Genomic DNA, 13167 nt, shown 5'->3' with positions numbered 1-13167 from the left:
TGTATCCTGATTTAATCCCTACTTTTAACAGTTATTTTTCAGGAGGCATCCAGTTAAATATCACAATAATATTGAATACGTAAGTCGTGTTTTTTAGCATGGTACATTGCCTTATCAGCATATTCAATCAACTGATCGATATTATCTGTATCCTTGGGATAAATGCTAATTCCAATGCTGATGGATACATTAACTTTATTTCCATCAATTGCAAAAGGCTGCTCAATGGCATTAACAATACGATTAGCATAGTTCTCGAGCCACGGCTCTTCATTGAGTGAAACAATCGCTACAAACTCATCCCCACCAACTCTGGCAATCGTATCTTCCTTCCTTGTAATGGCAGAAAACCGATTTCCAACAAGTTTCAATAACTTATCGCCAACACAATGTCCAAATGTGTCATTGACGTATTTAAATTTATTTAAATCCATAAATAAAAGAGCTGTTTTTTCATCAAATTTATTATCTGAAATCTTGCTCACCCGTTCTCGAAAAAGGTTACGGTTTGGTAGTTCGGTTAGGGGATCATAAAATGCTAAATGATACTTGTTCTTGATGTCGCTCTTCAGATAGGTGATGTCTGAGAAAATGGCTAAATAAAACAGTTGTTCGCTGTTTGCAAAATGAATTTTTGAGATGGTCAAATATTCAGGATAAATTTGTCCAGACTTCCTTCGGTTCCAAATTTCCCCTTCCCATGCCCCATTATTCGTAATGTCTGCCCACATTTGTTCATAAAAGTCTTTGCCATGATACCCTGAATGCAACATTCCAGGATTATTTCCTATGGCTTCACTTTTATTGTAGCCTGTAATAGTTGTAAATGCCGGATTAATATAAATAATTGTAGAATTCGCATCAGTAATCGTTATGCCATTTTTGACCAGGTTAAAAATTCGCTTTTCTTCTTTAAGGTCGATTAAAAAAGAATTAATTGTTCTTTCGTTTAAATTGTTTGCCATATTCATATTCCATTTTCACATCGCAAAATACCTAAAGCACTACAAGGATACTGAACCTATCCGCTCTATCACTTCCACTATGTCAAATAACATTATAGTAAATTCTAGGTAATGCTGTTCCATATCCTTCGAAAGTCTTCTGCAATAGAGTACAAAAAGATTTTAGTCAATTTTAATCATATTGCAATGCTCTCCCTGTGCAATCGCTTAAGTTTATATCTAAACTTATTTAAAACGGATTGTGTGAGTCAATATGAAGATATATCAGCTTGAGATGTCTGATGTCTTCGCTAGTCTGCATAGTGGGCCTGAAGGATTGTCGCCACTTGAGGCAGATCGTCGTCTAAAAGAGTATGGTCAAAATTGCATTCCAGTCGTTCGCCAAACCCCATTATGGTTACAATTTTTTTATGAGTTAACCCATTTTTTTTCGTTAATTCTGTGGGTGGCGGCGGCACTTTCATTTTTAAGCGAATGGGCCGACCCAGGCAAGGGGATGGCTAAAGTAGGATATGCGGTAGTGATAGTGATTATCATTTCAGCGTTATTCTCTTTTTGGCAGGAGTATCGGATTGAAAAAACTCTGGCAGCATTGCAAAAATTATTGCCTACACGAGTTAAAACAATTCGAAATAACCTCATTACCATCATTCCTGCGGAACAATTAGTTCCTGGCGATGTGATTTTACTCGAACAAGGTGACAACGTGCCGGCGGACGCAAGGGTAATTGAAGCGAATACACTTCGGGTTAATAATGCCACAATTACAGGTGAATCACATGTACAGACACGCAATGCCAAGGTGTGTATGCAAGATAGTCTCCTCAGTGCGAATAATGTCTTATTAGCGGGTACCGTTGTAGTTAGCGGAGAAGGAAAGGCCATCGTGTTTGCAACCGGTATGCAATCGGAATTCGGTAAAATTGCCCATTTAACCCAACATAGTAATGAAGAAGTTTCTCCCCTTCGCAAAGAAGTGGCTTATGTTAGCTATCTGATTGCAGCAATAGCTATTGTTCTAGGCATTTCTTTTTTCATTGTTGGGCACTTTCTAGGAATACCCTTATGGCAGGATGCTATTTTTGCCATTGGTATTCTCATCGCTATGGTTCCTGAAGGATTTTTGCCGACACTCACTTTGTCACTGGTGCTCGCGGCGCAACGCATGGTCAAACGTAATGTATTAATTCGTCATTTACCAGCCATTGAGGCGCTTGGTTCAACCACAGTGATATGCACCGATAAAACCGGTACACTGACTCAAAATTGCATGACTGTTGAGCAACTCGTTTTTGGCATTACATGCGTTGATCGGGCTGATATCAATAAAGCATCACCTGAAGTAGTAACAAACCATTTATTTTTTGAATGTGCAGCTTATTGCCACGACTTGCATGGGTCCCAGAATGAAACCTGGTTGGGTGATCCAATGGAAGTTGCGTTATTACAAATGGCCAAGTATTGTCTTCCAACACTTGAATCAGCTGTGCGTTTGCATACGATACCGTTTGATTCGGATCGTATGCGTTTATCAGTAGTGCAACAATATGATGCTGGGATTAGACTTTTCTGTAAGGGGGCACCTGAAAGTGTCCTCCCTTTGTGCACGTCCATTTTGATAAATGGTAAATTAATGCCTTTGGACGAAAAACATAAAAACAGGCTGATACAGTTGCAGCTTGAAATGGCGGAGAAAGGGCTAAGGGTTCTAGCCTTTGCCTATAAAAATATAGAGGCTGCCAAGGTTCATCATGCGAGCGAAAGTGAATTAACGTGTTGTGGTTTAGTGGGACTAGATGATCCACCACGCCCTGAAGTACCAGCGGCAATCACGCGATGTTTAGAGGCAGGTGTACGTATTATTATGATTACGGGTGATCATCCTCGTACTGCCGTAACTATTGCTCAAAAAATTAATTTGCTCCATGACAATAATCCGCTAGTGATTACAGGTGATCAACTGCGTCATTTTTCTATGACACAATTACAGTTAGCACTTGATAATCCACAGATAATTTTTGCACGTGTTAAAGCCGAGCAAAAAATGCTTATTGTACAAGCCCTTAAAATGAAAGGCCATATTGTGGCAGTGACTGGGGATGGTGTAAATGATGCGCCAGCATTAAAATCTGCGCACATTGGTATTGCAATGGGAATGAGTGGTACTGATGTAGCGCGGTCAACCGCTGATATGATCTTGTTAGATGATAACTTTGCCAGTATTGTCAATGGAATCGAAGAGGGGCGCGCCGTATTTGCTAATATTCGTAAATTTTTGACATATGTACTTGCACATAATGTGCCTGAGCTGATGCCTTATCTTGGTTTTGTATTGTTTAAAATTCCACTCGCATTAACCCCTTTACAAATACTGGCTATTGATATGGGCTCTGACTCACTCACTGCATTGGGCTTAGGTGTCGAATCGCCTAATCCGGAGCTAATGCGCAAACCTCCAAGACCAATTAACGAGCGTTTAATGAATCCATTTCTAGCCATGCGTGCCTATTGTTTTTTAGGGTTAATGGAAGCTATTGTGGCTATGGGCGCTTTTTTTTATGTACTCATACGTGGTGGTTGGCATTACGGACAGGTATTAGCTCACAATAACCCATTGTATTTACAGGCTACGACGGCATATTTAAGTACGATTATTGTGATGCAAATTGTTAATGTCTATTTGTGCCGCAGTACAAGACGTTCTTTATTTTCCATTGGCTTAGGCGGTAATGCCCTGATCACTTGGGGGGTCCTGGTGGAAATCATCGTGTTGATCGTCATCAACTATACGCCATTAGGTAATTATTTACTGGACACAGCCCCTCTGCCATTATCAGTATGGGTATTTATTTTACCGTTCGCTTTAATCCTATTAGCGCTTGAAGAATTGCGCAAAGCATGGCTGCGTAGATGAAAGACATTGCAGAAACTAGCTCCTGTATTAGAAGAGCTAAAAAATCAAATAAATTAGTTTCAATGCTGATTTATTTTTTCGTTCAGGTAGGTCAAACTGCTTTTTAGTGTGGCCAGTTTCGGATAATCTTTTTCTGGAATATCTATTTTTAGTTTTTCATGAAGTAAAACGATAAAGCGCAAAAAATCCATCGAATCAATCTCATATTCTTCGCGTAAAATAGTATCCGGACTAACATTTTGAAAATCAATTTCAGGGGCAATCTGATGCAGTGACTGTAAAAATACCATTCTAATTTCATCAATAGATTTAGAATCATTACTCATAATTGGTCAGGTTCCTGTAAAATTTTAGCAATACGTGAAAGAAAACGACTTCCTACATGGCCATTTGTAACCCTATGATCTGCAGAAAGAGTGATAATCATAGTTTGTTCCGGCTTTATCCTACCAAAACCAATTAGGGCAACCTGTGGTGGATAAATCACGCCAAATACAGAGTCTACTCCTAGCTCTCCGAGATTGGTAATGGTGATAGTAGAATCTGAAAGCTCAGTACTTTTGAGTTTTCCTGCTCTGGCTCTACTCACCAGATCAGTCAGATTATTCATTACCTCAGCTAAACCCAGTTTATCCGTATTTAACAGAGCTGGTGTAATGAGTCCTCCGCCACGCAATGAAACAGCCATACCTATATGTATTGATTCGCTTGCTTTGTACTCATTATTGATATAAAACCCATTAAACTCAGGAAACTCCTTTATTGCTTGAGCTACTGATTTGATAAGCAACGCAGCATAGACTATGCGTTCAGTGACAGGATGATTATTATTGTATTGTTCAAGCCAATTCAAAGCCTTTTTTAAATCAATTTCACTGGATAGATAATAATGGGGTATTTCCCGTTTTGATCTAGCCATAGCTGCTGCAATCACTTTTTTCATAGACTCAGTATGGTCTTCTTTAACTAAAGTTGGCTTGCATTTTTTTCGGATATCCTCTTCAGTAATAACGCCATCAGGACCAGTGCCTTGAATTTGAGAAATATCTATATTTAATTCCTTTGCTTCTTTTCTGGCTAAAGGAGTTATTTTAATTTTTTGGACGGATTTAGGCTCAAGAGGAGAAACCACTTTATCTGTACTTTCGCGGATTAATGCCATCACAGTACCCACAGGAACTTTTTCACCAGGCATTGTTATCAATTGTTCGACAATGCCCTCCCCAAAAGATTCTACTTCAATGGCTGCTTTATCGGTATCGACAACAGCGATAATTTGATGAGGCTTTACTTTATCTCCTACTGCAATGCTCCACTCAAGAAGCGTTCCATAGGTCATTTCCGCCCCTAATGAGGGCATTTTAAATTCATACATGATGACCTACCACTTTTTTACAGGCTTCCTTAATGGATGGCACTTGCGGGATTGCGGCATCTTCGAGATGTTTAGGATAAGGAATAGGAACTTCCTTGGTACAGACCCTTATTGGTGGAGCATCCAGATCATAAAATGCATTTTCAATAACTCTTGTTATTATTTCCGCAGAAAGACTTACACTTTTCCATCCTTCATCAACAACAACGACTCGATGAGTTTTAATTATTGATGCAATAATTGTCTCTGTATCAAGTGGACGAAGTATACGCAAATCAATGACTTCCGCATTGATCCCCTCTTCTGATAATTCTTGAGCTGCTTTTAATGCTTTATGCACCATAGCACTATAAGCAATAATAGTAACATCAGTCCCTGATCTTCGAATTACAGCCTTATCAATAGAAACCTCTTCAATCTCGGAATTCACTTGTTCTTCAAGATTGTATAGAGTTGTATGTTCACAAATCAAAACCGGGTTGGGATCTTGGAGTGCTGGAAGAAGCATACCAAGCGCATCTTCAACAGTCGCAGGGGTGAGAATTTTAATTCCAGGAATATGAGCATACCATCCCTCAAAACTATGAGAATGTTGCGCAGCAACCTGGCGACCAGCGCCAGTTGCCATTCGGATAACCAAGGGCATAAATAGCTGTCCTCCCGACATATGACAAAAAGTAGCGGCATGATTAACGATTTGATCCAGAGCTAATAAACTAAAATTAATCGTCATCACCTCGACAATAGGACGCATGCCTCCAAGTGCTGCTCCAATACCTATCCCTACAAACGCATTTTCTGACAGAGGAGTATTACGAATTCTTTGGGGGCCGAATTCTTGTAAAAGTCCCTTACTCACAGCATAAGTTCCACCATAGGCACCAACATCCTCTCCCATAAGAAACACCCTTGGGTCACGTTGCAGGGCTCTTCGATGTGCGGTCTGCAATGCCTCTCGATAAGTCATTAGTTGGGTCGTCATATTGCATCACCCTCATGGTAGATATTATTAGTTAAATGCTCGATAGGTTCCCATGTCCCCTTTTCAGCGGTGGCAATTGCATCTGAAATAACAGCCCGGGCTTTCTTTTCTATCTGATCCAAATCATGAGCAGTTGCCTTGCCTAGTGTCATCAGTTTTGAAAAAAAGTTATCGATAGGATCACGTTTTTTCCATTCCTCAATTTCTGCTTTATCGCGATAAAGTTCGGGATCATACATAGAATGTGCACGAAATCGGTAGGTTTGAAATTCGATGAAATAAGGTCCTTTTCCATTACGGATGTAATTAACTGCTTTCTCTGTTGCTTTTTTTACGGCAATAACATCCATTCCATCAACTGTTGCTGCAGGCATATTATAACTTCTCGCTTTTTTGGCGAGATCGGTCTGAGATTCGTATTCAGATAGTTTTGTACCCATTGCATAAAAATTATTTTCACATAGGAATAAAACAGGGAGTTTCCATAAAGCAGCTATATTTGCCGACTCATGAAATACGCCCTCAGCTATAGAGCCATCACCGATATAACAAGCACTTAATGCAGGTTTATTTTGCATTTTATCAGCTAAGGCAAGACCAACCCCCAGGGGGATCCCCCCACCAACAATAGCATTCCCGCCATAAAATTTATTCGTGATATCAAATAAATGCATTGAACCACCACGGCCATGACTACACCCCTCTTGTTTTCCAAACATTTCAAGCATAATTGAACTTGCAGGGATACCGCGCACCAATGCATGGCCATGTTCACGATAGGTGGCTATGATATTATCATCCTTACTAAGAACACTCATTGAACCTACAGCTATGGCTTCTTCACCAATATATAAATGCAAAAAACCACGGATTTTACCTTCGGTATAGAGTTCCGCTGCTTTTTCTTCAAATCTACGAATCAAGATCATTTGATAAAGCAAATCTAAATCGTTCATAAGTTAGTTTCCAAAGTTGATGTATCACCTTCTGGCAGTCCTAATTCACGTGCTTTTAGAAGCCTACGCATGAGCTTACCACTTCGTGTTTTGGGGATGCTCAATAAAAACTCAATTTCTTTCGGGGCGATAGCAGCTCCGAGGCGCTTACGAGCAAATCCCATGATTTCAAGTTTTAACTCCTCACTTTCCTGAAATTCCGGCTTTAAAGAAACAAAAGCTTTTACAAGTTCCATTGCCACTGGATCTGGTTTACCAATAACCGCCGCCTCAGCAACAGCCGGATGCTCCATCAAAATGCTCTCAACTTCAAATGGGCCGATGAGATGCCCTGATGATTTGATGATGTCATCAGCTCGTCCCACGAACCAATAATAGCCGTCTTCATCACGGGTAACTAAATCACCACTAAAATAATATCCTTCGACAAAACATTTTTTGTAGCGCTCTTCTTCATGGATGTAACCTCGAAACATAGAAGGCCATCCCGCTTTTAATGCAAGTTCTCCTTTAACACCACTTTCTTTAATGAAATGTATGGTTCCGGTTGAATCAATCTTAACAATAGCGGCTTCGATTCCAGGCAAAGGACGCCCCATTGATCCAGGCTTAATATCCATACTGGCATAGTTAGCTATCATGATGCCGCCTGTTTCTGTTTGCCACCAATTATCATGAATAGGGAGATTAAATGCATCCATTCCCCACCAAACTGCCTCAGGATTAAGAGGTTCACCAACGCTTGCAATAAACCGAAGTTGGGGTAATTGATATTGACGGACTTGTTCAGTTCCTGTTTTCATCATCATGCGGATTGCTGTTGGAGCTGTATACCATACGCTTACTTTTTCTTTTTCAAGAATATTAAACCATCGCTCAATATCAAAATCACACTCATCGATGATGCTAGTAATACCATTAACAAGGGGCGAAATAATACCGTAGGAAGTACCCGTAACCCAACCTGGATCGGCAGTGCACCAAAAGATATCATCCTCATGAAAGTCCAATGCGAATTTTCCAGTCATCAGATGAGCAAGAATCGCTTGGTGAACATGCATAGCACCTTTGGGTTTACCAGTTGTGCCGCTGGTAAAATGGAGTAAGGCATTATCATTAGGATCAGTAGGTTCAATCGTAAACTGTGATGAAGCTTTAGATAACAATTCGTGAAAATTTAATGTGTTCTTAAATTTACTGTTATCTCCAATTACAAGAACGTACTTGAGTTCAGGCAGTGACGCTCGGATATCACTTATTTTTTTTCGGTATAATTCTTCAGTTGTTATTAGAATTATTCCAGAACCTATCGAGAGCCTTGAATAAATAGGTTCTGGTCCAAAAACTGAAAAAAGAGGACAAAATACACTTCTGTTTTTCCAGGTTCCAAGAGCAGTGATATATAATTCCGGTACTCTACCGCAGAGTGTAAAGACCCGGTCATTTTTGCTTATACCAAGAGAGTGTAAAACATTCGCGAATTGATTACTTAAATCTTTTAAATTTTGAAATGTAAGATCCTTTACATTATTGTTCTTCCCAATAAATCGTAAAGCAATTTTGTTTGCTTTGCCTTGTAGGCTATGCCTATCGATTGCTTCATAGGCAATATTGATTCCCCTCTCATATGGCAACCCATCCAGTTCTTTTGCCATATTTTCCCAACTGAATGAAGAACAAAATAAAGGATAATCTTGTAAATTCGGTAATAACTCATCACTTTTAATTATTTCTTTTTTGATTATCTTATTACGCATCAATCAATCCTTGATAGATTAAATTAAGAATATAAGTCCTAACCCGTCAATAAATAGCCTTACTCAAATCATCATAATTTGAGCCAAAAACTTGGGACATCTTGACAATATGACATGGAAAACCATACCAAATCCAGCGAATATGGCAAAATATACTACAATTATAAATTAATCGTATGAAAGTAATGGAGTACTTATAATGTCATCCAATCAACATGCAACATGGGTTCTTATCTTAAATTCGAATGAATGCCGAATATATGAATTAAGTACAAAACCCTATCAACTAGCTTTACTTAAAGAAATCCTGCACCCTGAAAGCAAACTTAGGGATATCGAATTAACTTCAGACAAACCCGGGCGCTATAAGACTGATAACCCAGCTCACGGAACATTCGCGCAACCCTCAGATCCTAAAGAAATACAAATCGATGATTTTTCAAGACAAGTGGCTAAAGAGCTGAATAACGACAGGAATATTGAGGCTTACAAAAATCTGATTGTTGTAGCTCCACCCCATATGAATGGGCTTTTATTTCAGCACCTCAATAAGCACGTAAAAGAATTAGTAACTCATAATATAAAAAATGACATACTTAATTTAACGGAACCTGAGTTAGCTGAATTTTTGCATCAGCATATACTGAGGTAATCTATAGGGAATGTCCCAATATGGCTAATTTTTGTGCGTTATGTTGCTTTTTGGTCTAAAATTATATTGATAACTCCTATGGCATTATTATTCTACCAGAGAAGCTTTCATATTTAATTTATGGATAAGGAGATAAGTCAATGGCTAGTTTAAAGAAATATCATCAAAGTGAAAATGTTATCAGTCCTTTCTTGAGACTTCAGCAAGAAGTAAATCATGCAATGAATGATTTTTACGATTTATTTGAGCCCATGAGCACCGATTTGAAAAAATTTGAAAATATTAAACTTTCCCCTGCTCTGGATATAATTGAAGATCAAGAATTTTTTAAAATTGAAGCTGAGATGCCAGGCATGAGTGAAAAAGACATTACAGTGACTTTCAATGATAATAAGTTAACAATTGAAGGTGAAAAGTCTACATCCAAGAAAGATGAAAAGAAAAATTTTGTAAGTCGAGAAATTACTTATGGTCGCTATGAGCGAACTGTTTCATTGCCTTTAACTGCTGATGTTGACAAAGCAACGGCGTCTTTCAAAAAAGGCATGTTATGGGTAACTATTCCCAAAAAAGCTCTAGGTACAGGCAACTCGAAATCAATAAAAATTGAAAAGGCTGAATAAATGACGTCAATAAAGTTTTTTCAAATGCAAACACTATCTTCTTTAACGAGTGTTTGCATTTTTATTATTAATAATATCAGTGATAATTAATTTATCTCAGCTCTTGAATATGCATGGACATAATTAAATAGTATCTAATGAATTACGGCGGTCAGATCGATACTTACAGGACTTAGCTCACAGATGTCACTAATTATACGAGCAAGGAGCCATTATAATGTATAAAAATATTATGCTAGCACTTGATGGGAGTAAAATATCTGACTCCTTAATTGGGGAAGTAATAAAATTAACTAACGGTCAAAACGCTAATGTGCGAATAATTCATGTTATTGATGAGAATTTTGTCATTTATGGTGGGCCGTCTTTTGACTATCTTTCATTTATTGCTGCATGTAAGGAAGATGGTGAAAAGCTATTAAATAATGCTGCACAAAAAATAGCTAGCCAATCATCCATTAAACCTGAAACATCAATCCTGGAATTAAAGCCATTGCAAGGGAGAATAGCCGAGGTAATTGTTGAAGCAGCAAAAGAATGGCCTGCTGATTTATTGGTTATAGGCACGCATGGCAGGCGTGGCTTTAGTCGTCTGTTTTTGGGTAGCGTGGCGGAGAATGTTGTTCGAATTGCCACTACACCAGTACTTCTTGTGCGTAGTACTGATGTATAAGCAAGAGATAGAGTCTTTTTATCAAGACTAGTGCTTCATATAGTTATTTTGTTTAACGGAACTATCAGTTTAACTGATACATGAAGTATACAATGGCAAAGATCTAGTTCAAACCCACTTACAGAGCTGGACTTAGGCAACGTGTAGTTGTGCATGAGCTTAATTTTTCTTTTGCTCCCATGTTAAAAAGAGCTGGCATTTTTTCATGGATTTGCTCTATTAGAATGTCATCTGCTTCTTTATTATTTTCAAATAGAATTACTTCATGGGTAGGACTTTCAAAAAATTTATCCATCTCATTGGCATACCTTGGACTTACTTTGCTCTCTTTATTTTGAAATCGTCTGGAGATGAAATGTTCTCGAACTCTTGGGGCAACATCAATCATTACAAATTTAAGATCGGGTATCGCATTTAATAACTTAAGACGGTATTTGTCGAGATACATGGCTTGTGAGATAACAAAACTCTGCTCAGGATTTTTTTCTTTTTGTGTCTTTATAACATCAATCAAGACAGTGACATATTCATCGATCATTTCCGGGGTCATTTGTTCATCTTCGATTAAACAGTCTAGCATCCTTGGGGTGATGTGTTTATCGCCATCGATATGGACGATGTTTAGTTTTTCGAGTAGCCTTCCTATGTAACTTTTCCCTGAGCCAGTTTTACCAAATAAAAAATAAATAGCCATTGATTATTACCGGGTAATAAAGATTTTATTAAACAAAAATACCTTAAAATAATCAAGATGGGTATTTTATTTTTATTTTTTAATTCCTGACTGTAAATCATTCATCCAGGCTAGGCCGAGCCTTGGGCAGGCCTACGGCTGGAGAAATAGTACATCCTATTAAAAATGTGAGGGGTTTTCTGTTCGCATCATTTCCCGCAGGGTAGGTTCAGATTTTAGTTCAGAAACTATGAACTCAGCTAATGCCTCAGCGTGACCTATAGGAATTTCCTTTGGGACCTCTTTAAATACGATTGTTTTCCCCGAAGTATAATTTTGTGCGAACTCGTCAAGTATTCCTGATCTCATGATTGCCTCAGCATCATCAATAGTCAGCAATCTTCTCTCAGATGCGGAGCGGGTCATCAGACCTAGTTCATCGGCGCGATGATTCATTCGCTCATAAGCTGATTTAAACTCAGGGAGTACCGAATGCCTAGTAGTTGCAACTTCTATAGCCCAGGGACGTCGTACAAACTCCTCATTATCGAAGGTTTGGCTGTGAACCCTTTTAGCAGCCATATACTTTCCTAGAATCTTACCAGGAGCGGTAATCTCAACAATTTTCATAACATCAGTACCAATTTCTGGTCTCCAATTATCTCGTTTGCCAGCCCCCAAAATGATGGTCACCTCATTATTTCCTTGAGCTGTAGCAACAATTGGCTTATATGCACCCCGAATACCCTCTTCCTCATTTGCAATTTTCGACCGAGCGTATTCTTCATAAAGCTCCCTATCGAGATGGAGTACTGATTGGGGACGAATAAATACTTTGGGTAGACCCATCACAATAATATATCCTTTAGCAGGTATCACAGATAAGCCCTCAGCATAGTCTTGTACTGTTTGACGGCAAGGCGAAGCAGAGAGAAGGTAGCGACTATCATTCACCTCAATAAACTCGGGAATTTGTAACGTCTCTGTTCTTTTAGCATATTTCCCTGTGCCCATTTCACCAGACCGCATTATCTCCATTATTTCACTTGTGCCTGCTGTACCACGATAAATAATATCCATTCCGACTGGTAAACTGTGCAATAACTCAGCATGCCCAATATCCTGCTCCACAGAGGATCTAATAGGATAGTTTCTGGCTGAATGTAATACTCCGGATTGGGCTGCATGGCTTAAAACTGCTCGTCTAAAAGGAACCCCTCGTCCAGATAATTTGCCCACTTCAAAGAAACCTCTTCTCATAGTGGTCTCCTCACATAAGTATTTCTCTAGGTTGTGTCTGAAACCAAGACCGAAATCTTTTGCTAGAAAAAAGCGTACCGGTTCGAGAGTGATGATTTGCTACAGATGCTCGAAAACCAAGGTTACATGTCAATGCAAAGGATCTTGCTCTTCTCATGACCATTAATATGACCAATTAAATTTCACTTGGTTCATTATGTAATCATAGCACATGCCAATTTTTATGCACAAAAACCGAGCAAGATGAACTAGCGAATCTAATAAGTTGTTGCAAAAATGTTGAGCTGAGGAGTTAAGGGAAGCGATTTCTTATGGAGCATATTTAAAATCAAAGAGT

General features: G+C 38.8%; 12 protein-coding genes. 4 read left to right on the top strand and 8 right to left on the bottom strand.

The window, feature by feature from the left end; all coding sequences use genetic code 11:
• Window positions 1-53 precede the first annotated feature (53 nt).
• A complete protein-coding gene (locus ELY20_RS05970) occupies window positions 54-965 on the bottom strand; it encodes a GGDEF domain-containing protein (protein ID WP_158618865.1) in 912 nt (303 codons plus the stop codon).
• A gap of 253 nt (window positions 966-1218) precedes the next feature.
• On the opposite strand from ELY20_RS05970, the gene ELY20_RS05965 reads away from it, so the two are divergent.
• Window positions 1219-3879 carry a cation-translocating P-type ATPase gene (locus tag ELY20_RS05965; protein ID WP_110143850.1) on the top strand — a complete coding sequence of 887 codons (2661 nt, stop codon included), beginning with the start codon at window positions 1219-1221 and terminating at the stop codon, window positions 3877-3879.
• A 59-nt stretch (window positions 3880-3938) separates the two neighbouring features.
• On the opposite strand, the gene ELY20_RS05960 is transcribed toward ELY20_RS05965, so the two are convergent.
• From ELY20_RS05960 to acsA, 5 genes are read right to left on the bottom strand one after another with little or no spacing between them, the layout of a single operon-like run.
• On the bottom strand, window positions 3939-4205 hold the full coding sequence (locus tag ELY20_RS05960; RefSeq protein WP_110143851.1) for an acyl carrier protein: 267 nt from the start codon (window positions 4203-4205) through the stop codon (window positions 3939-3941).
• Complete coding sequence (locus ELY20_RS05955; protein ID WP_110143852.1) at window positions 4202-5254, bottom strand: dihydrolipoamide acetyltransferase family protein; 1053 nt, start codon at window positions 5252-5254, stop codon at window positions 4202-4204. Before ELY20_RS05955 ends, ELY20_RS05960 begins: the two co-directional genes overlap by 4 nt.
• Window positions 5247-6236 (bottom strand): alpha-ketoacid dehydrogenase subunit beta, encoded by a 990-nt coding sequence (locus ELY20_RS05950; protein WP_110143853.1) that lies wholly within the window; start codon window positions 6234-6236, stop codon window positions 5247-5249. Before ELY20_RS05950 ends, ELY20_RS05955 begins: the two co-directional genes overlap by 8 nt.
• Window positions 6233-7192 carry a pyruvate dehydrogenase (acetyl-transferring) E1 component subunit alpha gene (pdhA, locus tag ELY20_RS05945; RefSeq protein ID WP_110143854.1) on the bottom strand — a complete coding sequence of 320 codons (960 nt, stop codon included), beginning with the start codon at window positions 7190-7192 and terminating at the stop codon, window positions 6233-6235. Before pdhA ends, ELY20_RS05950 begins: the two co-directional genes overlap by 4 nt.
• On the bottom strand, window positions 7189-8949 hold the full coding sequence (gene acsA, locus ELY20_RS05940) for an acetate--CoA ligase (protein WP_110143855.1): 1761 nt from the start codon (window positions 8947-8949) through the stop codon (window positions 7189-7191). The genes pdhA and acsA overlap by 4 nt, the downstream gene beginning before the upstream one ends.
• 199 nt (window positions 8950-9148) lie before the next feature.
• Here acsA and ELY20_RS05935 point away from each other — a divergent pair, with 199 nt between their 5' ends.
• From ELY20_RS05935 to ELY20_RS05925, 3 genes are all read left to right on the top strand, one after another.
• The gene (locus ELY20_RS05935; RefSeq protein WP_110143856.1) at window positions 9149-9601 is read left to right on the top strand and encodes a host attachment protein; all 453 of its coding nucleotides are present in this window, start codon (window positions 9149-9151) and stop codon (window positions 9599-9601) included.
• Between the two features lie 140 nt (window positions 9602-9741).
• On the top strand, window positions 9742-10224 hold the full coding sequence (locus ELY20_RS05930) for an Hsp20/alpha crystallin family protein (protein WP_110143857.1): 483 nt from the start codon (window positions 9742-9744) through the stop codon (window positions 10222-10224).
• A 217-nt stretch (window positions 10225-10441) separates the two neighbouring features.
• Window positions 10442-10897: a universal stress protein gene (locus tag ELY20_RS05925; protein ID WP_110143858.1), complete on the top strand. Its 456-nt coding sequence runs from the start codon at window positions 10442-10444 to the stop codon at window positions 10895-10897.
• Between the two features lie 118 nt (window positions 10898-11015).
• Here the strand turns inward: ELY20_RS05925 and ELY20_RS05920 are convergent, their stop codons facing one another.
• Both ELY20_RS05920 and ELY20_RS05915 read right to left on the bottom strand, forming a co-directional pair.
• Entirely contained in the window at window positions 11016-11591 is a 576-nt protein-coding gene (locus tag ELY20_RS05920) for a zeta toxin family protein (RefSeq protein ID WP_110143859.1), read from the bottom strand.
• 159 nt (window positions 11592-11750) lie between these two features.
• A complete protein-coding gene (locus tag ELY20_RS05915) occupies window positions 11751-12830 on the bottom strand; it encodes a hypothetical protein (protein ID WP_110143860.1) in 1080 nt (359 codons plus the stop codon).
• Window positions 12831-13167 lie beyond the last annotated feature (337 nt).

The sequence above is a fragment of the Legionella qingyii genome (assembly GCF_003990155.1).
GTDB classification, from domain to species: domain Bacteria; phylum Pseudomonadota; class Gammaproteobacteria; order Legionellales; family Legionellaceae; genus Legionella; species Legionella qingyii.
The sequence above is the reverse complement of the archived record's forward strand: the minus strand, read 5'-3'. Positions and strand labels throughout refer to the sequence as shown.